Origin of the sequence: Vibrio sp. ER1A, assembly GCF_000733315.1 — a bacterium.
In the GTDB taxonomy this organism is placed as follows: Bacteria; Pseudomonadota; Gammaproteobacteria; order Enterobacterales; family Vibrionaceae; genus Vibrio; species Vibrio mediterranei.
In genome coordinates this window covers 118,436-141,203 of the sequence record NZ_JPJA01000086.1, presented here as the reverse complement: position 1 = coordinate 141,203, position 22,768 = coordinate 118,436, and the positions used below count along the sequence as shown (strand labels likewise).

Sequence of the window (22,768 nt, the reverse complement as noted above, 5' to 3'; positions counted from 1 at the left end):
AATCAGACGTTTCTTGTCGCTATCTTTCTCTGTTAACTACCGCGCTCAACACCATTAACTCGTCTGACGAATGATGCCCGGTAGTGGAATCTTATTTTCAGCTAAGCACCAATATCCAAAGCTTAAAAAGTTACATTAATGTCACCAGCTGCTCTTTGTCTCTGTCACAAAGCTGAAAGCATTACCTGTTCAAACTGCGGTGAAAATAGGGCTATTACGTTGTTAGACTCGGTCAGCTTAACTAATAAATAAAAATAAACGATTGTTATTAAAAGATTTATATAGTTATCCGCCCCTACCAAAAACAGAGCCAGTGCTTGTCGTAACAAATACATTTAATGCGCCTGGTACATAAACAATTCTTAAACATATGCATGACTAGCATAAATGGAATGCAAACCTTTCATTTTACTCATAAAAATTATCCATAGTATTTTTGAGGGAAAGTCATCTGATGATGTTTTTCTTATATGAAAAATACTTTGAGCAATGCATTCGGCTCTTGAGGAGTTTTTCATATAAGAATTAATCAGTATAAGGAATATTAACTAATGACAAAGTTAATCGAAGAGATAACGCTTGGGCTGTCCAAGGCCACGCTTAAAAACCGCATTGTCATGGCACCAATGACCATTCAATCTGCATTTTTTGATGGTGGAGTGACTCAAGAAATGGTGGATTACTATGCCTCTCGTTCTGGAGATGCAGGGGCTATTATCGTGGAAAGCGCATTTGTCGAAAATTACGGCCGTGCATTCCCTGGGGCTCTAGGTATCAACCACGACAGTAAAATTGCTGGCCTCGAAAAATTGGCAACGGCAATTAAAGCTAAAGGTTCGAAGGCTATTTTACAAATTTATCATGCTGGACGCATGGCAAATGGTGAATTCAATGGCGGCCACCAACCGATCTCTGCCAGTCCTGTTGCCGCTCTGCGCGATAACGCAGAGACCCCACTCGAGATGACCGAAGAGCAAATTGTTGGCATGATCGACCATTTTGGTGACGCAGTTAATCGTGCCATTCTTGCGGGCTTTGATGGCGTTGAAATCCATGGCGCCAACACTTACCTTATCCAACAATTCTTCTCTCCACATTCCAACCGACGCACTGATAAGTGGGGTGGTGATATTGAGAAACGCACCACATTCCCGCTCGCTATTTTAGAGAAGGCGAAACAGGTAGCCACATCTCACCAAATGCCTGGGTTCATTATTGGCTACCGTTTTTCTCCTGAAGAGATTGAAGAGCCGGGAATCCGTTTTGAAGAGACCATGTTCCTTCTTGATAAACTCGCTCAAAGCGGCCTTGATTACTTCCATTTTTCAATGGGTAACTACGCTCGAAACTCTATTGTTAATCCAGAAGACAAAGAACCGCTTATCCGCAAATTCCATGCGTTGAAGTCTGAAGATGTTGCTAAAGTCCCAGTTATCGGTGTCGGTGGCATTGCTCAGCGTCAAGATGCGGATACTGCGCTTGAGTATGGTTATGACATGGTTAGTATTGGTAAAGGTTTCCTTGTCGAACCAACATGGGCAAAGAAAGCAATCAATGACGAAGTCTGCGCTGAATTTGCTGATATCGCTCAACAACAAGCATTAATGATCCCAACACCATTGTGGGAGATCATGGATTACATGATCATCGACAGCGCAGCCGAAGCATTGAAACACCAACGTATCAAAGAGCTTCAAAGCGTCGAGATTAAGTTCGAGCCTGGCGAATACACAGCGTATGGTTATGGCCATAACGGTCAACTTCCAGTCACAGTCAGTTTCTCTGAAGATAGAATTCTTGATATCGCCGTGGATTCCTCAAAAGAGTCAGACGGTATCGCCAACCCTGCTTTTGAACGTATTCCTCAGCAGATACTCGATGGTCAAACACTGAATATCGATGTTATCTCCGGCGCTACTGTCAGTAGCCAAGCTGTTCTTGATGGTGTGTCCAATGCCGTGGATCTCGCTGGGGGCAATTCAGAGGCACTACGTTGTAAAGCACGCGAAGCAGTTGAGTGGTCAACAGAAGTCATCGAAGACACCGTAGATGTGGTGGTAGTCGGTGGTGGTGGTGCAGGTTTGAGCGCAGCGCTTACCGCATTAGATAATCATCAATCAGTGATAGTACTTGAGAAGTTCCCAGCGATCGGTGGTAACACCGTTCGCACTGGTGGTTGGGTTAACGCCGCAGAGCCAAAATGGCAAAAAGCATTCCCAGCTCTTGCCGGGGAAGCAGACTATCTAAAAGCACTTGCTGACACACCAGAGTCTGAGATTGCGCCAGAATATCTTGCGGACTTCCGCATGTTGAAAGATCAGTTAGCAAACTATTTCTTAGATGTAGACGCTGGTAACCACTATCTGTTCGACTCAACAGAACTGCACTTGATTCAGACTTATCTTGGCGGCAAACGCACTAACTTAGATGGTGAGTCAACCTACGGCCAATACGATCTTGTACATACACTGACTAGCCGAGCTATGGAATCGATCGACTGGCTAACAGAGAAAGGCATCGATTTTAACCGTGGTATGGTCGACATTGCGGTTGGTGCGCTATGGCGTCGCGCCCACAAACCAAATCGCCCTAAAGGTGTTGAGTTTGTTGAAAAGCTGCAAAAGCACATTGTCGCTCAAGGTGGCCGTATTATCACGGATACACGTGCAGACGACCTGATTATTGAAAACGGTCAAGTCGTGGGTATTAATGCCACTCATTCAAACGGCACGAAATACAAACTAACCACGAAGCAAGGTGTAGTAATGGCATCTGGCGGATTTGGTGCCAACACTAAGATGCTTCAGAAGTACAATAACTACTGGAACGAAATCGCCGATGACATCAAGACAACTAACTCTCCAGCGCTTGTGGGTGATGGTATTGCCATTGGTGAAAACGCTGGAGCAGAATTAGTCGGTATGGAGTATATCCAGCTGATGCCAATTGGCGACCCTAAGTCAGGTGCATTGCTTACAGGCTTGATTGTTCCACCAGAAAACTTTGTCTTTGTTAATCAACAGGGCAAGCGCTTTGTCAACGAATGTGAAAGCCGTGATGTACTGTCTAACTCATTCTTCGATAATGGCGGTGTGATTTACATGATTGCGGATGAAGAGATTCGCAAAACAGCGGCAAACACAACCGACGAGACTATCGAACGAGAAATTGAAGAAGGTATTATCATTAAAGCTGACACAATTGAAGAGTTAGCACAGAAGATCAATGTTCCGACTGCTGAACTTAGCGAAACCATTCGCTTGTATAACTCCTACGTTGATAATGGACGTGATCCAGAGTTCCAAAAAGGTGCACTTGGTCTTAAGGTCGAGCAGGCTCCTTTCTACGCGACGCCTAGAAAACCATCGGTACACCATACGATGGGCGGTCTCAAGATCGACATTGACGCTCGTGTGTTAAATAAACAGGGAGCACCAATTCCTGGGCTATATGCCGCTGGTGAAGTAACGGGTGGCATTCACGCTGGTAACCGCCTCGGCGGTAACGCCTTAATTGATATATTCACTTACGGCCGAATCGCAGGTCAAAACGTTTCTATGAGAAACTCGTAAACAAAAGGGAAGCCTCTGGCTTCCCTATTTTTATTCCTGTTCGGAGACACATTATGCCTAGCTATAAAACTCGCTTTCAAATGATGGGGACCTTCATTGATCTTGTTATTCATCATCACAATGGCGGGCAGTTGCTAAAGGACTGTTATCTCCAACTCCAAGAATTCGCCCAGCGCTTTACCGTGAATCAGTCTCATTCGGAGCTGATGAACGTCAATCACAATGCAGGTATACGCCCGGTGCGTGTCAAAGCTGATTTATACGAACTGTTGAAAACTGCCACCGCAGTGAGCCTTGATAACGCCAATCCTTTTAACATCGCCATTGGGCCGTTAATCAAAACATGGCGTATTGGTTTTAAGGACGCGACCCTACCCTCCGATTCTGAGCTTGCATCAAAGCTTGAACTTGTGAACCCCTCACATATTGTGTTTGATGACATCTACCAAACGGTATTCTTAACCAAAGTAGGTATGCAAATTGATTTAGGCGCCATCGCCAAAGGCTATTTTGCTGACAGGATAAAGCAGTATTTGGTTAGCCAAGAGGTAAAGTCCGGCTATATCAGCTTGGGAGGGAACGTATTAACCATAGGGCATGCACCAGATAGCAAAGAAAAAGCCTGGACGGTCGGAATTCAGGACCCATTTAGCCCAAGGGGCCAAGTTTGCCGAATCGTACCGCTTAACGATAAGTCCGTCGTCACATCTGGCATCAATGAACGCTTCTTTGAACACAACGGGGTACGATATCATCATTTACTTGATGCACAGAGCGGCAAGCCCATCGTGACTGATATCGCGAGCGTAACGATTATTTCCAAGTTGTCTGTCGATGGTGAAATTTGGAGCACGGCAGGTTTCCTGACTTCGGTTGACGATGCACTAGCTTACTTGAATCAACAACAGCACGTTGAAGCCATTGTCATTTCCAATCAAGGTCACGTACATATCACTCACGGACTTGTCGACAACGGCCATACGATTCTCGAAAAGTGAGACTATTAGCTCAAGTCATTCACCCTGCGCAACCTCACTCCAGCAAACGTTTGCAATTCATCTAGAACTCACTATTATTCGCGCTAATTAAAAACAATAATTAAGAGCTACTATGAATATCAAACAAACGTTACTCGCCACGACGATCGCTGGCTTAAGTACTTTTTCACACGCTGCCCAAAAAGTCGATCTGATGATCACCGACGCTCACGTGCTTACAATGAACCAACAGAAAACCGTGTACCAAAACGGCACTGTGGTTATCAACGACAACAAGATTGTCGCCGTAGGCGACGAAGCGCTAGCTGAACAATATAAAGCCAAACAAACACTTGATGTTGATGGTGATATCGTGATGCCCGGCCTAATCAACACCCATACTCATGTATCAATGACCGTGTTCCGCTCTCTTGCCGATGATGTGCCAGATCGCTTACACCGCTACATTTTCCCGCTTGAAGCTAAATTGGTGTCTCGTGATATGGTTCGTATCGGGGCAAACCTTGGTAACGTTGAGATGGTGAAAGGTGGTGTTACCACGTACGCTGATATGTACTACTTTGAAGATGAAGTAGCAAAAACCGTTGATGAAATCGGTATGCGTGCCGTGTTGGGCGAAACTGTGATTAAATTCCCAGTCGCAGACGCTGCCAATGCTGATGAAGGCATCAAATACGCATTGAACTTTATTGAAGAATATAAAGACCACCCTCGTATTACCCCAGCGTTTGCTCCTCATGGTCCTTATACCAATACGACAGAAACGCTACAGAAAATTGCTAAGCTATCTCTAGAGCACGACGTGCCTGTCATGATCCATCTTGCTGAATCTCATCGTGAACAAGAGAAAATCGCAGAACGTTCCAATGGCATGTCTCCCGTTCAGTATATGCACAGTATCGGTGCGCTCAATAAAAACCTTGTTGGTGCTCACATGATTTTGGTCGATGACGAAGACATCAAGTTGGTGAAAGAGTCTGATATGGGTGTGGCACACAATATGAGTGCAAATATCAAATCGGCGAAAGGTGTTTCTCCGGCGCTAAAAATGTATGACCAAGGTGTACGTATTGGCTTAGGTACTGATGGCCCTATGTCTGGTAACACACTAAGTACTATTGACGAGTTCAATCAAGTGGCTAAGGTCCACAAGCTGGTCAACAAAGACCGAGCAGCGATGCCTCCAATCAAAGTTATCGACATGGCAACCATGGGCGCCGCACGTGCACTTCACATGGAAGATAAAATTGGCTCATTAGAGGCTGGTAAGTTGGCAGATATCATCGTCATTGATACCAAAGCGCCAAACATGGTTCCGGTTTACAACCCTTATTCGGCGTTAGTTTACTCAGCGAACTCCGCTAACGTTAAACACACTATCGTCGATGGTAAAATCATAATGAAAGACCGTGACATGCTAACCGTGGATGAAGATAAGATTCGAGAGGAAGCATTAGCGTTCACGGAAGTGGTTCGCAAGACAGTCGTTGAAGCTGGTGAAGTAGTTCAGTAAATATCTAATTCACCGTTAAAAAAACGCTTGGTGGTAGCCAAGCGTTTTTGTTTGGAAGCTACTTAAAGCTATCGAGCAACCAATAGCTAACCGGATTATCCGGGCATTGATACGGACCACATTCAATAAAGGTCGACAGCACATTAATAGCTACCGCCACGATAGCCAAAATACAGACGACTCTACCAAACATATTCATTTGGTAGTGTTCATCACTCCAGTCTTTATTCCAAAGTACCAATAGCAATGCCACCCCTGCGATAGTCATAGCAAAAATCACAAAAGCCCACGTGTAATAATGCATTCCCAAAATCGGGCTACCAAAACCCGGGGTTCCCGGAATCACATGCAGTGAAACCTGTCTAAGTGCTGTCGCCGCACCAAATAGAGCCCCCACTAAAATGACGCCATAATGACGCTGCTCCGTTCCATACATAATATTGAGCAGGAATCCAAACATGACCATTACAAAACCAATCCGTTGCAATAAGCAAAGTGGACATGGCAGTTCATTCCACGCCACCTGTAAAACAGATCCCATGAGCAAAACAAAGGTAATTCCAAGTAATCCAAGAGTATTCAGCAAAGTGATGTGCTTCTGATTCATAAGTAGTCACCTCCGCTATAACAAGATCGATAACGTATCGGTTGCATGGTGATGAAACCAATATAGACCCAGCACAACTGAGACTCCAAAAAATGCGTAACCCACCTGTTTCTTACCAATGAACGCGCTAACCATGGCGATCAAAAGCAATAAGAAAATTAAACTCATCATAAGCGACGTACCTTATTGTTTTATCGAGTATTATCCTTCCGATAACATGAGTTTAATTATAGAAAGAGTTGCATAGGTTGCAAAAAATGAGGTGTGGGAAATCTGCAGACTTAGATTGTACAAATCAATTGAATGCTCTTTATCAGGCTATTTTGCGCTCTGGTTAAAGCATGGTAAAAGCTATCATACTAGCTTCCCAAGACCGTCAGCGGTCTTTTCCCATCGCAGGCTCCTTTCTCAAGATCATATAGCGGACTAGTACCGTGACTGCTCCAACGGTGGTCTTCTCTCGACAGCTTGCGATATTGTGTGGGCGTGACTCCGATATAGGTTTGGAATGTCTCGTAAAAGCGGCTACTTGAGTTAAAGCCGACGGTAAGTGAGATATCTAATATGGTTCGGTCTGTATCACTAAGCAAGGCTCGGGCATGGTTAATACGCATAGCGGTGATGTACTGTTTAATGGTCATCTGCATGGTGCGTTGGAACACGTTCATTGCGTAGTTAGTGTGCAAGCCAATGTGTTCAGCGATATCTTTGATCGTCAGAGGTTGATTGTGGTGCGTTGCTATGTATTCCAACATCTGACTGACGTAAAACTGAGAGTGTTTAGATACCCCTTTAGGTGTTGACTTGTCCTGCTTATTAATAAGTAATTGTTGCCAACCATCAAGGCAAATCCGCTTTAACATCAAGCCAATTTCATCCACAGCAAGCTGCTGGCGGCTTTCCGATGGATGGTTCATTTCTTCTGCCCAACGGGCAATTTCAAACTCACTAATCAGCGAACATGAGTTGGATTGAATTACGCTACCGTGAGTAATTTGATTGACGAGATCTCGGCTCAATGTCCAAGACATAAAGTGATGGATAGGAATATTTATGATTCCCATATTGTGGCTGTGACCCGGGTCAGTTAAGCGATGTGGCACCGATGCCCAGAACAATCCTATCGCCCCGCTTTTTACAACAATGGGGCTGCCGTTAATGATGTACTCCACATCATCACCGAACGGAATATTAACTTCAATTTGGCCATGCCAATGGTATCCCGGCATGGAATGTGGCGGTCTCAATTCAATATCAATTTTCTCATACGACGAATAGAGCGACAGCGGACTGACCGATACCGTTTCTGATGAGTATTTGTCTTGGGTGACAACTTTTAGCGCATCTGGGTCATATTGTTTCATCGATCACTCCTTAGGAAATCGTACAAACCTGTTTTAGCAGATCGTGCAATTTAAAACTCTGAACAGGATCATATAGCCAAACTACCCCAATAAGTAAGATTCAAGTTATGTGATTAAAGTCAGTGTGTTACATGAAATGCGCTAGTATTTTCACAATCTTTATCCGCAAAAATGACAATATTGTCCCATTTCCTAAGATTTTTATTTGCCTCATTATAAATATGAGAAAACAGGATACTCATTGTTATATCTGAGACGAATCTACTCTTGCCACAGGTGTACCTTAGCTTCATCGAAACAGAACTTTGAGAGATAAAGGATTCGACTATGAAAAGCCCTAAAATCACATTCATCGGTGCTGGCTCCACCATTTTTGTTAAGAACATCCTTGGTGACGTTTTCCACAAGCCAGCATTAAAACAAGCGCAGATTGCGCTGATGGATATTGATGAACTGCGTTTAGAGGAATCTCACCTTGTCGTGAGCAAACTTATGGAGTCCTCTGGTGCGACCGGTACCATCACTTGTCATCTAGACCAAAAAGAAGCACTTAAAGATGCTGACTTTGTGGTTATCGCATTCCAAATTGGCGGTTATGAGCCATGTACGGTGACAGACTTTGAAGTGTGTAAGCGTCATGGTTTAGAGCAAACCATCGCTGATACTTTAGGCCCTGGTGGAATCATGCGCTCGCTGCGCACCATTCCTCATCTATGGAGTGTGTGTGAAGACATGACAGAAGTTTGTCCAAACGCCACCATGCTTAACTACGTCAACCCAATGGCGATGAATACTTGGGCAATGTATGAAAAGTATCCGCATATTAAGCAGGTGGGTCTTTGCCATTCGGTGCAAGGCACGGCTGAAGAGATAGCTCGTGATTTGGAGCTTAATTATGCTGACCTTCGCTACACCTGTGCAGGTATCAACCACATGGCTTATTACCTCACACTAGAGAAGAAAAATGAGCAAGGCGACTATGTTGATATCTACCCTGATCTACTCGAAGCTTTTGAAAGTGGTAAAGCGCCTAAGCCGGGTCTTCACCACAATGGACGCTGTACCAACCTCGTACGCTATGAAATGTTCAAAAAGCTTGGCTACTTTGTCACTGAATCTTCAGAACATTTTTCTGAATACACGCCATATTTTATCAAACCAAATCGCCCTGATTTGATAGAACGTTATAAAGTGCCACTAGATGAATATCCGAAACGCTGTGTAGAACAAATTGCAGACTGGAAAAAAGACCTTCAAGAATTCAAAAACGCCGACCAAATTACGGTTCAAGAATCACATGAATACGCCAGTACTATCATGAACTCAATTTGGACAGGAACTCCAAGCGTCATCTACGGCAACGTCAAGAACGAAGCATTGATCGACAACTTACCTCAGGGTTGCTGTGTAGAAGTCGCCTGCTTAGTTGACGCCAACGGCGTTCAACCAATCAAGGCGGGTCGATTACCAAATCATTTAGCCGCGTTGATGCAAACCAACATTAATGTTCAAACACTGTTAACTGAAGCGATTCTCACCGAAAACCGCGAGCGCATCTACCACGCTGCCATGCTTGACCCTCATACCGCTGCCGTACTTGGGTTAGAGGAAATTTATGCACTGGTTGATGACCTCATCGACGCTCATGAAGGCTGGCTGCCTGAGTGGGTAAATCAGTAAATCAATACCAATAAAAACAATAACGTGAATATTTAACGCCTTCTCTATGGGAAGGCGTAAGGAGTAACAAATGAGTATCTCAATGAATACCAAGCTGAGCTATGGCTTCGGCGCATTTGGCAAGGACTTCGCAATTACCATCGTCTATATGTATTTAATGTTCTACTACACCGATGTGGTAGGCATTTCCGCTGCAGCGGTGGGTACCATCTTCCTCGTTGCACGTATTTGGGATGCGGTCAACGACCCGATAATGGGCTGGATCGTTAACAATACCCGTAGTCGCTGGGGTAAATTCAAGCCTTGGATTTTGATTGGCACGCTTGCCAACTCTGTGGTCCTTCTAATGCTGTTTAGCGCACATTATATTGACGGTCCTTGGCTGATTGCTTATGCAGCTGTCACCTACATTTTATGGGGTATGACCTACACCTTAATGGACATCCCGTTCTGGTCTCTAGTACCAACTCTGACCTTAGACAAACGTGAGCGCGAAGAGCTTGTTCCTTACCCTCGATTCTTTGCAAGTCTTGCATGGATAGTCACCGCTGCCATTGCTATGCCGTTTGTGAACTATGTGGGTGGTGATGACAAAGGTTTTGGCTTCCAAATCTTCACGTTACTCTTAATCGCTTGTTTCCTTGTGTCAACTTACATCACTCTTCGTAACGTCAAAGAGCGCTACTCGAGCGCTAATTTGAATGAAACACAACAAGAAGAAAAAGTATCGTTAAAACAGCTTCTTAAACTCATCTACAAAAATGATCAGTTAACGAGCGTGTTATGTATGGCGCTATCCTACAATCTAGCGACAAACATCATTACAGCATTCGCGGTTTATTACTTTACCTACGTGGTCGGCAACGAAGCTCTATTCCCTTATTACATGGCTTATGCGGGGATTGCGAACCTCATTACCTTAGTACTGTTCCCGAAATTAGCACAAATGTTCTCACGTCGTGTTCTTTGGGCTTGTGCTTCTAGCTTCCCTATTTTAGGTAGCGCGGTACTTATTTATGTAGGCATGTACGACAAACAGAGCATTCTATTGATTTCAACGGCTGGTGTTCTACTCCAAATCGGTACTGCCTTGTTCTGGGTTCTGAATGTCATCATGGTGGCAGACACTGTTGATTACGGTGAGTACAAGCTAGGCTCTCGCTGTGAGAGTATCGCCTACTCGGTACAGACATTAGTGGTAAAAGCAGGTTCAGCATTCGCCGCATTCTTCATCGGTATCGCGCTCACTGCTGTCGATTACGTGCCAAATGTAGAACAAAGTGCTGACACTGTCTTTGGCATGCAATGCATCATGGTTGGTTTACCTGCGTTCTTCTTTGCAATTGCATTGGTGGTCTATTTCCGCTTCTACAAGTTGAACGGAGCCTATCACCAACAAATTCAAGACCATCTCACAGAGAAATACGATCACATTACCAATGATGGTTCCGAAAAAGGTCAATCGACTAAACCTGCTGAGCCAGCACAAGCTCTATAACCCAATACAATAAAACCCATGCAGAACTCCGGTCTGCATGGGTTCACTAACAATCGTCAAACATCGGCTAGATTTTCCATTTCCAATAAAGAGAACAGTATGAAACTTAAAGTCCTTGCATCCGCAATCACTTTTGCCCTCACACTATCTGGTGCGGCAATTGCACAACAGAACGACAACCTTATTGTGAACCCAACATTTGAAAACAAAGGGTTAGGCTGGAGCTATTGGTTTGCCAATATCAAAAACGACCAAACTCATGAAGGTGAATACCGAGGCCGTATTGCCCAAGGTCGAAACCACCACATAAGCCAAGAAATCACGATTCCTGAAAGTGGCTATTATGATTTATCTGCGTTTATCATCAGTCCAGGACAAGACGCCACTCTTGCTATTACCAACCTGTACGATGAAATCTTGGTACGAGATAAAGCTAAACAGAGCAAAAAATACAAACGTAACAAGCTCAAGCACATTCCTTTGGAGCAAGGTGAACAATTAAAGGTCTGGTTCTCGGGTTCTAAACGTGGTGGTGTTAGTGTCGACAGTGTTTCTTTGACTAAGAGTGACAAGAACAAAAAGCTGAACTTCAATCAGATCATCCAGTTCTCCGCTCTAGAGCAAGTGGGCGCAACAAACCTTAACAAGAAGTCTAAACAGATTGAGTTTTACGTCCCTTATGGTACCGACTTAACCCGTATCACCATTGATAATATTCTCGTTTCATCCACCAGCAATGTCTCATTAGAAAACGGAGACACGGTTGACTTTACTCAGCCTGTTCGTGCTGTCGTAACCGATCTAAAAGGTAATAAGCAACGCTGGACAATCAAAGCGATCGAAAAAGAGAAACAAGTTGTTGTCACCTCTTCCAACCAAAAGCTCCAAGAGTCGTTCGATTGGGCTATCGATAAAACCCGTCGCTTCGTTATGACTGGCCAGCATGATCTGGTCAACCGTGACGAATTCAACAACGATGGAGATGGCACCGCGGATTACATCCCATCCTATTGGGCGGGGTATTTTGATAGAACAGCCTTCTATTCTCGCGATTTTTTGCATCAGGCGAGCGGAGCAAAGATCGCTGGATTGGATATCGAAAACTTTTCCATGTTTAAGACCTTTGCCAAACACTCAACAGAATCCAGAAAGTGGTACACCTTGTGGGCTGTGAACTTTGATGGCACGCCTCATACTATTGATTACAAAGATGATAGTTGGTTTGTCCGCGAGGTTCCGGCTCAGTTTGAGTTCGTCGAAAAAGCATGGCAGCAGTATCAGTGGACTGGTGATAAGCGCTACATCGAAGATGAAGACCTATGGCGCTTTTACACTAAAGTGCTCACAGACTATATCGAATTACACGACGACCAAGATCCAAACGGAATCGCAGAAGGTTACGGTGGGATTTTTGAGGGGTCAGCAACCTACAACGAGCGCGGCGAGTTTCCAATTGAAGCCGGAGATGGTATTGGCTCACAATACCAAGCAACAGTGGCTTACTCCGCTATGTTAGAAGCTCGTGAAGAGTACAGTGAAGCTGCGGTTTGGCGTGAGAAAGCTCAGCAGCTCAAAACGTACTTTAACGAGGAATGGAGCATCGCCGACCCTGATAAACCACTCGACAACTACGTCAATATCGTTCAAAGAGATGGTTTTAGAATGAATGATTTTGGTAAGGAAAACAGTTGGTTTATGCCAATGAAGCGAATTACCGAACCCGGGGAGCGTAATAATCGTTATCTTGACTTTATCGCCAAAAACTTAGGAGATGGCATCGGTTCGACTCCGGAAGCTCCAAATAATATTGAGGCCTACACTTACATTCCAGAAACCTACTTCCCGTACAATCGTAATGAGGAGGCATGGAAGTGGATGCAATACATCATGGATATCAAAGATGAGCCACATGAACGTCCAACTCAAGGTACCAACGGTGATTACCCTGAAATCTCGTATACCTTTATCTCCAACACAATCGAAGGCTTGATGGGCATTAAACCTGATGCAGCGAACCACAAAGTGGTCACCGCTTCCCATCTCACTCCAGACATTGGTTGGCTGGAAGTAACACAACTTCCAATGGGAGAACATGAGCTTACTGTCCGACACGATGGTTTAAGTAAGTCCACACTGACTAACGACTCAAATCATAACCTAGATTGGGAGGTGTGGTTCTATGGTAATTATCCAAGTTTAGTTGTCGATGGACAAACTGTTCGCAGTCAGCACAAACAAGTTAATGGTCAGCAAGTCAGCTATGTACTGGTCTCTGTAGCAGCGGGAGACACAAGCACCGTTCACAAGTAGCGCTCTGCTCGTTCATTGAACAAGGCTCAAAGAACAAGGCTCCTCGGATTCATGCCGTGGAGCCTTGATGTCATTGCTAGTTGTTACTCAACCCCAATATGCGCGCCAACCCTTCTCCATAAGCCGTATCCGCTTGAGAGGCGTTGTATACGTGACGCAACTTAACTGCTTCACTCACTCCCGACATAGCACGTGCCGTATTTGCGAACAGACGTTGTTGCTCATCCTCAGACATTAAGCGGAACAAATCGCCAGCTTGCTGGAATTGGTCAACATTGTTTCGATGATTGTAATGGTCTGCGTCCCCAGAGATTTTCAAAGGTGGCTCTGAATAGTCTGGTTGCTCCGCCCATTCTCCGTATTGATTCGGTTCATAACCTATTGTTGCGCCCGAGTTAGCATCCACTCGCATCAACCCATCACGATGAGAGGAGTGTACCGGACAACGCGGTGCATTGACTGGGATTTGATGATGATTCACCCCAAGACGGTAGTTTTGTGCGTCGCGATAAGCAAAGAGTCGACCTTGAAGCATTTTGTCTGGAGAGTAACCAATACCAGGTACAACAGCGGCCGGGTTGAAAGCCGACTGTTCAACTTCAGCAAAGAAGTTATCAGGGTTACGGTTTAGCTCGAATTCACCAACTTCTATTAGTGGGTAATCAGCGTGAGTCCATACTTTGGTTAAATCAAACGGATTAAAGTCCACCGATTCAGCTTCTTCCTCAGACATTACTTGAATGAACAAGGTCCATTTCGGGAAGTCACCACGCTCAATCGCATCGAATAGATCTCTTTGGTGGCTCTCTCTGTCTGCTCCAACGATAACTGCAGCTTGTTCGTCAGTCAGGTTCTTAATACCTTGCTGGGTTTTGAAGTGAAACTTAACCCAAAAGCGCTCATTATCAGAGTTAATCATGCTAAATGTATGTGAGCCAAAACCGTGCATATGGCGATAGCTCGCAGGTATCCCACGATCTCCCATAACGTAAGTGACTTGATGTAGTGCTTCCGGTAGAGAGGTCCAAAAATCCCAGTTGCTCTCGGCGTTATGCATATTCGTTTTCGGATCGCGTTTCACCACTCGGTTTAAATCTGGAAACTTCAGAGGATCGGCGAGGAAAAATACCGGTGTATTGTTACCCACTAAGTCCCAGTTTCCTTGTTCGGTATAAAACTTGAGTGCGAACCCGCGAATATCACGTTCAGCATCGGCAGCACCACGTTCTCCTGCAACGGTAGTAAACCGAGCAAACATCTCGGTTGTTTTACCTACTTCAGAAAACATCGCGGCTCTTGTGAACTTAGTGATGTCCTGAGTCACTTTGAAAGTACCATATGCGCCAGAACCCTTAGCATGCATACGCCTTTCTGGAATTACTTCCCTATTAAAGTGGGAGAGTTTTTCCAAATACCAAGTGTCTTGAAGAAGCATTGGACCGCCTTCACCAGCTGTTAGCGCGTGATTATTATGAGCGACAGGGCAACCCGTTGCAGTGGTTAGTTTTTTAGTCATTGCTTATCCTTCCATTACTTCGCGAGTAGGTAACCTCTTACTACCGCTCAAATTAAATACAAGAACAGTAATTGCCTTTTATTTAAGACGCCCAAAGTGGACCAAAAGGCGTTATCGACAGGTAGCAAGAGGTTTTATTTACATTTTGTAGTAGTAAACACTACGTAGGATACGCTCTATAATGAATAACATAATACATAAAAAAGCGAATTCTCTTTTTTACATAGGCGAATAATAAATAATGGCAGTTATCAAGAACTAAAGTAAAAAATAGACAAATCATAACAATCAATTACAAAAAACCACAAAAGTGATTTTTTACATAAGAAAAAATCACAGATGATAAAAATAATATGAATAATAATTCCATAACCAATAAAAGTTATCACTCCTAACATTACTTGAATTTACTTTTATTTAAAAAATGATAGCATCCGAAGAAAATTAATTATAACAATACCAAGGATAAACCTAATGAAAATACAGCATTGGTCAGCAATTACGTTATTAGCACTAGTTATTTCCGGATGTGGTGGTGAAAGCTCATCCGGGAATGATAACGGCAATGTTCAATCTTCCAACCTAAACCAACCCAACAAACAACTCCCCTCAAAGTTAGCTACCTCTAAGGATGGAAGTGTTCATCAAATACCAATAAACCAACCTGATATTGAATCAACAAATAGTAAGCTAATATTTGCCGTTGAAGGCCTTATAGAAAAAGGTAGCCAGGTAAATCAGTACACGTCTATTTCGTTTGACGATACTCTTCCTGCTTTTACAGATTCAGACTCTCAAAAAGTAGACATAACAATATCTGTTCCAACCATCATTATCGATAATGGTAGCAGTCTGGTTGATGATTGGCATTGCTATCAGACAACTAACTTAACAGCACAAAGGAAAAACCACCACTTAATGGTTGATGGTATGATCTCCGAATACAGATTTGACATGAACACAAACTCTTGCTCCAACGACCATCTCAGCTCTTTTGTATTCAATAATGCGGTTATCGACAGCACTCTAGCATTCGAGAATGTTGGTAGTGTTGTTCTAAGGGACAAGAGTAATCATGAAAGTAACCTACCTACATATGAATTTATTGCACTTGCTTACGGAAAGCAAATGAGAGATAAGTTTGGCGAATCATGGGAGCTAGTCCAACGTAGTAGTATCAACTCTGTCGCTAAAAGTGCAGGGGTACCCATCTTCAAGCTGGACAAAACCACAGGAAATATTAGCTTAGATTTAAGTCAAGTTAATACTGACATGCTTATTGATTTCGCTTCATTAGACCAAACACAACTTCTCCTCGGTTCACTTTGGGGTATGCCTGGTCAAGGTATTGCTGATGAAAAGTGGTGCCATATTGTAAACATTCCCGAAGGCCTAACTCGGGAAAACATAAAATATCAAACCGTAATCTCTACGAACTGCGCCAGATCGACACCTCGTTACTGCGATTCTCATGGCTCATCATTTTCGGGAGGAAATTTCGCTGCAGTCTCTCCAGTCGCTTGGGATGACATAACAGCGAATAATGCCCAATTAAACTCAAACGAGCAGTATAGACAAAATAAACAAGGTCACTTTATCGTCAAAAGTTCTGGGCAAAATGCTTTTGTTCTTGCAACCAAAACGGCCATAGTCCCTGTCTTTGGATATACTATTCCTAGAGTCGACGGCCACATTAACAATGCGGGCCGTAACAGCTGGGCAGGCCATGAAGGCCACTGTCAAAATGTAATGAATGCAAACTTTACAAAAGTAGGTATTGGATATAGGACTAGTAAGTCCGATCTATCAAAGATGTCCTATTGGACTCAAGATTTTAATTAGATTGGAGCACAAACTCATACTGGCCTGAATTTATGATGTAGCGCTAACCTAGACATAGGTTAGCGCATAAGTATTTTTTAAGCGTTCTTCATTACTATTCTAGACAGTCACAGCGTCAACTAACTAGTTACTTTCCAACCAATATTTAGTCACAATATCAATATCCAAACCTTCCCTGCTCACTTTGTAGTCTAGCTCTGCGATAATCTCGTTAGAAAACTTCAAATCATCTAGCTTATTGATTTGCGCTGCCGTAAACCTATCTGCTACGTCTTCAGGCACGAGTAGTACCGCACGGTCAACAATACCGAGCAAACCTTTAGGGTCTTCTATCTCTCGAATGTCGTACTTGAAATGCAGGAACTGCGGTTTCCATAGTGGCACAACGAACCACTCATTGTTGGCGACTCGTTGCTCGAAGGTAGTAAAGCAGTCTTCCTCAGTCCCAGTGTGAAATTCGTACCCAGCCTCACTTAGTCCATACTCTTCCATCATTTTAATTGAAAATCTGGTAATGCCGGCTCCAGGATTGATGCCCTGAATATCCTTTTGCATTTTGCCCAGCACATCTTGCTTGAGCAAGTCCTTCACTTCCCGAACAGCTTCTTCAGGAACATAACTTGGCACTCCCCAATGCGCATAAGGTTCATAGTGCAAACCAAACTCAATCACGGGACGTTTTTGTTCAACATCCTGTTTGTAGATTCCATGGCTAGAAGGCAGCCAAGCAGAGGTTAGAATATCAATCTCACCAGACTTAAGCTTTGCGAAATTTTCTTGGTGCGGAGAGTAGATTCGATTTACCTCAAATCCCATGTCAGTAAGCACATGAGATATAAGAGAGGCGGTAATTCTATGGAATGATAAATCTGTTACGCCTAAGTTTATTTTTTTATTCATTATTTCACCGTATAAATTTATTTATATTAAAAGTTCTGACTTGTTAGCGAATATTCTCTTTCAATAACATTCAATACACGCTGATTAAATCCCTATTAAAATAGAATTTGAAGAGATGGAAGATTAGTAATCAATTATGGTTTGTTCGGTTGGTAGCTTTTTCTTATATTCGAAAAACTGTGCCATTAGGTTGCTTAGAACCATTAAAGCCATCACTAATATTTGAACTTGACTAAATGAATCTCCCATTATTGTCGCTCCGAGAACCATCGCCAATATAGGATTGAAGGTTCCAAAAAAACTCAATTCATTAGTAGATATCATTGGAATTGTATAAATGTAAGCACCATACGCCAAAGAAGTGAGTCCTATCGTCAACCAGAACATCGCGGCCCACTGCTCACTACCTACCGGGATGGCTGCGACAAATGACCTACCGCTCCATACCATTTCCCAATATGCCATGGGAATCAACAGCAAGCCTCCAAAAATCAGTTTCCATGTGAGTAGCTTCCACCAATGGATCTTTTTCATGACGTGCTTTGCTACTACGCTACCGCCTATCAGTGCCGTCATCGCACCAATAAGTAGCACCACCGCACTCACATTGATAGGAACGGTACTCGAAAAGAACAAATACGTTGCGCAGGCTATAAGAATTAAGGCTAATAGCAATTGAATCATAGACGGTTTTACTTGATGGAATATACCCATTATAGCCAAACCAATCACAGGCAATGCGACCATTCCAACGCCCACCAAAGTGCTAGGAAGCTGCATCGCTGCAGCAAAGAGCAAACCAAAGAACAAAGCGATATTAAGAAACCCTATCAGTAACAATGCAGGCAGTTCTGACGCCTTTGGTAAGGTTGGTTTAAGTAACAGCAGTATTATGCCCGCTGGTAATGCTCGCCACACCGCCAGCGCAAATGGTGACCAACCGACAAATTCAGAAGCCACTACGGCATAAGTGGTCCCCCACAACAGCGGAGCCAACATGGCTAGAAAGATTTTCATACTACGACTCTCATTTATGTTTAATTAAACATACTTTACATAAACAAAAATAGATAGTAAAGTGCCTTCAAGTCATCAAATGGGGTATGCGGGGTTAACGTGTGCCGTGTTATCAATCAGGTTCGAATGAGCCACATAAGGTCAGTAAGAGTTAGGAGTTACTATGAAAGCACTATCCATATTCAAAAAAGGCGCGAGCGTCGGGGTCACTAAGACTATTTTTTTGGCAATTGAAGTAGTCTCACTACTTGTGCTGGTTTTCCATGTAATCAGTTCGATCAGCAAAATTATGTATTACGGCGTAAAACTCAGCATTGCAAGACACCAATACCGTCAGTCCCATATGGGTAATCAACTCAAATAGTATGAATAGACAAGATTATGAATCTCCGCTGAGATTATTTTTAGATAAGACTAAGGCCCCATTTCATATCAGAAGCTTGACACATGAAATGGTGGCCTTAAATCAGGCAAGACAGTTTTTTAAGTCATGAAAGTGCATATACTTATAAGAGCCATCGCAGATACCCGTTGCGTGGTATCCAGTCTAAGGTGCTACCTAGATTCAGGCTCCCATCTTACTCATCAATACCATTAGTGTTTCTATCTCACTTGGCTCTAGGGATGAAAACTGCCTGGACATTTGCTCGAAGAACTTTGGATACATTTGACGGACTAACTCCACTCCGTCTTCAGTGAGAGATATTTTTACGCTGCGCTTATCAATCGTATCATGTCTTCTCTGAACCAAACCTTTCGCTTCCAGGCGATCAATTCGATTTGATAACGCGCCCGAAGAAGGAAGCAAGGTCTGCTCTTTCAGTTCTTTCGCTGTCACTTCATAAACGTCACCCGCTCGATAAAGTGTTGCGATGACATCGAATTCAGACGTATTTAATCTATATTGCTTGCAAAACTCACAACGAACATGAGTAAACTGATTCGAAGCCAAAACAAATTGTGTCACTAACCTAACGGACGATTCAGATAGACCAGCGTCCGCACTCATCCACTGACTTACGATAGATTCTTCTTTTTCTCTATTAATCAAACGATTAACCTCGGTTAATATTGACGATGGTTATAGAGCATTACCCTAGCATATTTCGCCGTTTTTCGCTTTAACATCCGCTAGTCCACCAGCATTCCATTGACGATAAAATACCTAGAGTCCGCCAAACATCATTAATCACAAAACCGACACCTTGGTGTCGGTTTACTCAATAGAAAGGTTATTCAGAACGAGCGCTAGCTGGTTTTGGCGTTCCAACTTTTGTCAGTACCATCTGCCACACGCTCAGTTCTCGACAACGAAATGCACCAGCACAACTCAATAGATAGTACTTCCACATACGGTAAAACCTCTCATTGTAGTTGAGGTCACCTTGCTGCCACGCCTTGTCAAAATTACGATACCATGCACAAAGCGTATGATCATAATCCTCTCCAATATTATGCAGGTCTTCCATATTGAACTCTGGCTCCATCGCCGTCGCTAACTGAGCTAAAGAAGGAATTTCACCATTAGGGAAAATGTATTTATGGATCCACGGATCATTGGTTTCTGTCGATTCAAACGTACCAATAGAGTGAAGTAAAAAGACCCCATCTTGATTCAAAAAGTTATCTGCACATGTGAAAAAGTCTCGATAATTCGATGAGCCAACGTGCTCTAACATACCCACAGAAACAACGCGATCGTATTTCGTTTCCGGTTCATAGAGTCGGTAATCTCGAAGAATGAAATTAACGGGAAGTTGTTTTTCCTCCACCATCTGAGTACCTAGCTTTGCTTGTTCTTCAGATAACGTTAAACCATCACAAACTACACCGTATTTTTCGGCGGCATAGATCATCAAACTCCCCCAACCACAGCCGATGTCCAAAACCCGCATACCTGGTTTTAAGCCTAGTTTTCTACAAATTAGATCCAACTTGGCCTCTTGAGCGTCATCTAGGTTATCTGCATTTTTCCAATAGCCACAGGTATACGTCATACGTTTATCGAGCATAGCGCGGTATAAGTCGTTACCGATATCGTAATGAAATGAGACGTTGTGCTTGGAAATTGTCGTGCCTTGAGGGTTAAAAAACTTTTTGATTTTGTCTTTACCAATTTTGGCACCAAGTATCATTTTGGTCCTTAAATCTAAGTACTCGTCGAGCTCAAACGCTAAGATCCTGTTTACCAATTCTGCGATGTCCTTACATTCCCACATCTTTTCCATATAGGATTCGCCCAAACCAAGCGAACCGTCGGCTAATATTCGATCAAACATGGCAACATCATTGACCTGAATATCCCATGGTCTAGAGCCATTAATCTTGATGTCCGCGGAACTCAACATACTTTCGAAAATTGCGTATTCATTACCCTTCATGTGTTAACTCCAAAAGAATCACCTTGAAGCTCCACATTATTCTCAATGTATATTCACATAAACATAATTTATTTAAACATTAATCACTTCAGAAGAGTGTTTTTTTGGCGACAGTTGGAGTGTTGTGACTAAGGCGCTCAACACAGCTCGGATCAATGTGAGTGGAATGCCCAACCGCTACCCATACTCTTAACCGTTCTGCTGCCAAACAAAGAGATTTGATTAGATTGTTCAGTATTTACGAATAATGATTTCATTTTTTGGGTAATTCTAAAAACTAAAATGAATAAATATACTCTCACCATCACTTGAGAGACGAGCCACCTTACAACTCAGCGTGACTCATCCCAAACCGTTTTAGAGGAGAAAAACCATGAACAAAGAGAAGATGCCATTTCAAGTCTGGATACTAACACTCGCCGCCTTCGCTATCGGCACTGCAGAATTCATTATCGCAGGTATTTTGCCGCAAGTTGCCACATCGCTGTCGATTACTGAGGGTCAGGCAGGTTATTTAATCAGTGCATACGCACTTGCCATTGTGATTGGAGGACCAATCTTAACCATTTATCTCGCACGCTTTAATAAGAAAATGGTTCTTATCGGATTAATGGCATTATTTATAGTCGGTAACCTCATGTCAGCCTTTTCACCAAGTTATGACATCTTGTTCATCAGTCGCATTATTAGTGGCTTAGTACAAGGGCCTTTCTATGGTATTGGTGCCGTTGTAGCGACAAACCTCGTGTCTGAGAAAATGGCTGGTCGCGCTGTAGGACAAATGTTTGCAGGCCTAACTCTAGCGAATGTACTAGGCGTTCCCGGTGGTACTTGGATCGGTGTTGAATTCGGCTGGCACACGACATTTATTGTGGTCGCTGCATTCGGTGTCGTAGCTCTATTCGCCATTCTTGCCGCTATCCATTCAACAGGTCACGGCGAAGCGAAAAATGTTAAAGCACAACTTGCTGCGTTCAAAAATCCAAAGCTTCTTATTAGCCTAGCGATTACCGCTGTAGTTTGGACTGGCTTCATGACACTTTACGGTTACATTGCTCCTATCGCTATGCATGTTGCTGGTTACGGTGAAAGTGCTGTGACATGGATTCTGGTCATTGTAGGTCTTGGCTTAATCATTGGTAATACGCTTGGTGGTCACTCATCAGACAAAGATTTAAACAAATCTTCTCTATTTTGGGCCATTGCAATGATTGCTTCTCTAGTACTTGTCGGTGTGTTTACCGACAACAAAATCCTATTCGTCGCCGCATCATTTGTTTTCGGCATCGCATCATTCGCTAACGTTCCATCTATGCAATTGCGTGTAATGAACAATGGTGGTGACGGACAAGAACTGGCAGCAACAGCAAATATCTCAGCGTTTAATGTTGCTAATGCGTTCGGTGGTTTCCTTGGAGGTATGGTTCTTGATGGTCAGCTTGGTGCAGAAATGATTCCTTACGTGGGTGTTATCGTTCCAATCATCGGTGTGTTATTGATTCTTAAAGCGAACCGCAACGAGAAACAAGCACAACCAGTAGAAGCGTAATAGGCTTTTCTCCCCCTTGCC

At 43.4% G+C, this 22,768-nt stretch carries 17 protein-coding genes; 9 read left to right on the top strand and 8 right to left on the bottom strand.

What is annotated here, in order from left to right; translation table 11 throughout:
* Nucleotides 1–551 precede the first annotated feature (551 nt).
* The 3 genes from HW45_RS08240 to HW45_RS08230 all read left to right on the top strand — a co-directional run bounded on the left by HW45_RS08240 (nucleotide 552) and on the right by HW45_RS08230 (nucleotide 6,083).
* A complete protein-coding gene (locus HW45_RS08240) occupies nucleotides 552–3,572 on the top strand; it encodes an NADH-dependent flavin oxidoreductase (RefSeq protein ID WP_038226227.1) in 3,021 nt (1,006 codons plus the stop codon).
* A 53-nt stretch (nucleotides 3,573–3,625) separates the two neighbouring features.
* Entirely contained in the window at nucleotides 3,626–4,570 is a 945-nt protein-coding gene (locus tag HW45_RS08235; RefSeq protein WP_038226225.1) for an FAD:protein FMN transferase, read from the top strand.
* A 112-nt stretch (nucleotides 4,571–4,682) separates the two neighbouring features.
* Nucleotides 4,683–6,083: an amidohydrolase gene (locus HW45_RS08230; protein WP_038226215.1), complete on the top strand. Its 1,401-nt coding sequence runs from the start codon at nucleotides 4,683–4,685 to the stop codon at nucleotides 6,081–6,083.
* A gap of 58 nt (nucleotides 6,084–6,141) precedes the next feature.
* On the opposite strand, the gene HW45_RS08225 is transcribed toward HW45_RS08230, so the two are convergent.
* From HW45_RS08225 to melR, 3 genes are all read right to left on the bottom strand, one after another.
* Nucleotides 6,142–6,690: a disulfide bond formation protein B gene (locus HW45_RS08225; protein ID WP_038226210.1), complete on the bottom strand. Its 549-nt coding sequence runs from the start codon at nucleotides 6,688–6,690 to the stop codon at nucleotides 6,142–6,144.
* 15 nt (nucleotides 6,691–6,705) lie between these two features.
* Nucleotides 6,706–6,861, bottom strand: coding sequence for a DUF5993 family protein (locus tag HW45_RS29720; protein WP_038226209.1), 156 nt, complete (start codon nucleotides 6,859–6,861; stop codon nucleotides 6,706–6,708).
* 188 nt (nucleotides 6,862–7,049) lie between these two features.
* Nucleotides 7,050–8,054, bottom strand: coding sequence for a transcriptional regulator MelR (melR, locus tag HW45_RS08215; protein WP_038226208.1), 1,005 nt, complete (start codon nucleotides 8,052–8,054; stop codon nucleotides 7,050–7,052).
* A 327-nt stretch (nucleotides 8,055–8,381) separates the two neighbouring features.
* On the opposite strand from melR, the gene HW45_RS08210 reads away from it, so the two are divergent.
* The 3 genes from HW45_RS08210 to HW45_RS08200 all read left to right on the top strand — a co-directional run bounded on the left by HW45_RS08210 (nucleotide 8,382) and on the right by HW45_RS08200 (nucleotide 13,542).
* A complete protein-coding gene (locus HW45_RS08210; RefSeq protein WP_038226206.1) occupies nucleotides 8,382–9,734 on the top strand; it encodes an alpha-glucosidase/alpha-galactosidase in 1,353 nt (450 codons plus the stop codon).
* Nucleotides 9,735–9,804: 70 nt separating this feature from the next.
* Nucleotides 9,805–11,232, top strand: a complete 1,428-nt coding sequence (gene melB, locus HW45_RS08205) for a melibiose:sodium transporter MelB (protein WP_038226203.1) — start codon at nucleotides 9,805–9,807, stop codon at nucleotides 11,230–11,232.
* A gap of 99 nt (nucleotides 11,233–11,331) precedes the next feature.
* Nucleotides 11,332–13,542 carry a hypothetical protein gene (locus HW45_RS08200; RefSeq protein ID WP_038226200.1) on the top strand — a complete coding sequence of 737 codons (2,211 nt, stop codon included), beginning with the start codon at nucleotides 11,332–11,334 and terminating at the stop codon, nucleotides 13,540–13,542.
* A 76-nt stretch (nucleotides 13,543–13,618) separates the two neighbouring features.
* Here HW45_RS08200 and HW45_RS08195 read toward each other — a convergent pair whose 3' ends face one another.
* Nucleotides 13,619–15,058: a catalase gene (locus tag HW45_RS08195; RefSeq protein ID WP_038226198.1), complete on the bottom strand. Its 1,440-nt coding sequence runs from the start codon at nucleotides 15,056–15,058 to the stop codon at nucleotides 13,619–13,621.
* Nucleotides 15,059–15,532: 474 nt separating this feature from the next.
* On the opposite strand from HW45_RS08195, the gene HW45_RS08190 reads away from it, so the two are divergent.
* On the top strand, nucleotides 15,533–16,900 hold the full coding sequence (locus HW45_RS08190; RefSeq protein WP_038226195.1) for a CAP domain-containing protein: 1,368 nt from the start codon (nucleotides 15,533–15,535) through the stop codon (nucleotides 16,898–16,900).
* A 123-nt stretch (nucleotides 16,901–17,023) separates the two neighbouring features.
* Here the strand turns inward: HW45_RS08190 and HW45_RS08185 are convergent, their stop codons facing one another.
* Both HW45_RS08185 and HW45_RS08180 read right to left on the bottom strand, forming a co-directional pair.
* Complete coding sequence (locus HW45_RS08185; RefSeq protein ID WP_038226194.1) at nucleotides 17,024–17,800, bottom strand: glycine betaine ABC transporter substrate-binding protein; 777 nt, start codon at nucleotides 17,798–17,800, stop codon at nucleotides 17,024–17,026.
* 123 nt (nucleotides 17,801–17,923) lie between these two features.
* Complete coding sequence (locus tag HW45_RS08180; protein ID WP_038226193.1) at nucleotides 17,924–18,817, bottom strand: DMT family transporter; 894 nt, start codon at nucleotides 18,815–18,817, stop codon at nucleotides 17,924–17,926.
* A 163-nt stretch (nucleotides 18,818–18,980) separates the two neighbouring features.
* Here HW45_RS08180 and HW45_RS08175 point away from each other — a divergent pair, with 163 nt between their 5' ends.
* A complete protein-coding gene (locus HW45_RS08175; RefSeq protein WP_006069264.1) occupies nucleotides 18,981–19,181 on the top strand; it encodes a hypothetical protein in 201 nt (66 codons plus the stop codon).
* 201 nt (nucleotides 19,182–19,382) lie between these two features.
* On the opposite strand, the gene HW45_RS08170 is transcribed toward HW45_RS08175, so the two are convergent.
* Nucleotides 19,383–19,868, bottom strand: a complete 486-nt coding sequence (locus HW45_RS08170; protein ID WP_235225398.1) for a MarR family winged helix-turn-helix transcriptional regulator — start codon at nucleotides 19,866–19,868, stop codon at nucleotides 19,383–19,385.
* A 181-nt stretch (nucleotides 19,869–20,049) separates the two neighbouring features.
* Complete coding sequence (cfa, locus tag HW45_RS08165; RefSeq protein WP_038226188.1) at nucleotides 20,050–21,198, bottom strand: cyclopropane fatty acyl phospholipid synthase; 1,149 nt, start codon at nucleotides 21,196–21,198, stop codon at nucleotides 20,050–20,052.
* A gap of 373 nt (nucleotides 21,199–21,571) precedes the next feature.
* Here cfa and HW45_RS08160 point away from each other — a divergent pair, with 373 nt between their 5' ends.
* Nucleotides 21,572–22,747: an MFS transporter gene (locus tag HW45_RS08160; protein WP_038226186.1), complete on the top strand. Its 1,176-nt coding sequence runs from the start codon at nucleotides 21,572–21,574 to the stop codon at nucleotides 22,745–22,747.
* Nucleotides 22,748–22,768: the final 21 nt, after the last annotated feature.

Excerpts from the sequence above, each read along its gene's own strand:
- HW45_RS08190 (WP_038226195.1), top strand. The coding sequence starts at position 15,533 with ATGAAAATACAGCATTGGTCAGCAATTACGTTATTAGCACTAGTTATT.
- HW45_RS08230 (WP_038226215.1), top strand. The coding sequence starts at position 4,683 with ATGAATATCAAACAAACGTTACTCGCCACGACGATCGCTGGCTTAAGT.
- HW45_RS08195 (WP_038226198.1), bottom strand. The coding sequence starts at position 15,058 with ATGACTAAAAAACTAACCACTGCAACGGGTTGCCCTGTCGCTCATAAT.
- melR (WP_038226208.1), bottom strand. The coding sequence starts at position 8,054 with ATGAAACAATATGACCCAGATGCGCTAAAAGTTGTCACCCAAGACAAA.
- HW45_RS08235 (WP_038226225.1), top strand. The coding sequence starts at position 3,626 with ATGCCTAGCTATAAAACTCGCTTTCAAATGATGGGGACCTTCATTGAT.
- cfa (WP_038226188.1), bottom strand. The coding sequence starts at position 21,198 with ATGAAGGGTAATGAATACGCAATTTTCGAAAGTATGTTGAGTTCCGCG.
- HW45_RS29720 (WP_038226209.1), bottom strand. The coding sequence starts at position 6,861 with ATGATGAGTTTAATTTTCTTATTGCTTTTGATCGCCATGGTTAGCGCG.
- melB (WP_038226203.1), top strand. The coding sequence starts at position 9,805 with ATGAGTATCTCAATGAATACCAAGCTGAGCTATGGCTTCGGCGCATTT.
- HW45_RS08225 (WP_038226210.1), bottom strand. The coding sequence starts at position 6,690 with ATGAATCAGAAGCACATCACTTTGCTGAATACTCTTGGATTACTTGGA.
- HW45_RS08175 (WP_006069264.1), top strand. The coding sequence starts at position 18,981 with ATGAAAGCACTATCCATATTCAAAAAAGGCGCGAGCGTCGGGGTCACT.
- HW45_RS08160 (WP_038226186.1), top strand. The coding sequence starts at position 21,572 with ATGAACAAAGAGAAGATGCCATTTCAAGTCTGGATACTAACACTCGCC.
- HW45_RS08185 (WP_038226194.1), bottom strand. The coding sequence starts at position 17,800 with ATGAATAAAAAAATAAACTTAGGCGTAACAGATTTATCATTCCATAGA.
- HW45_RS08240 (WP_038226227.1), top strand. The coding sequence starts at position 552 with ATGACAAAGTTAATCGAAGAGATAACGCTTGGGCTGTCCAAGGCCACG.
- HW45_RS08200 (WP_038226200.1), top strand. The coding sequence starts at position 11,332 with ATGAAACTTAAAGTCCTTGCATCCGCAATCACTTTTGCCCTCACACTA.
- HW45_RS08180 (WP_038226193.1), bottom strand. The coding sequence starts at position 18,817 with ATGAAAATCTTTCTAGCCATGTTGGCTCCGCTGTTGTGGGGGACCACT.
- HW45_RS08210 (WP_038226206.1), top strand. The coding sequence starts at position 8,382 with ATGAAAAGCCCTAAAATCACATTCATCGGTGCTGGCTCCACCATTTTT.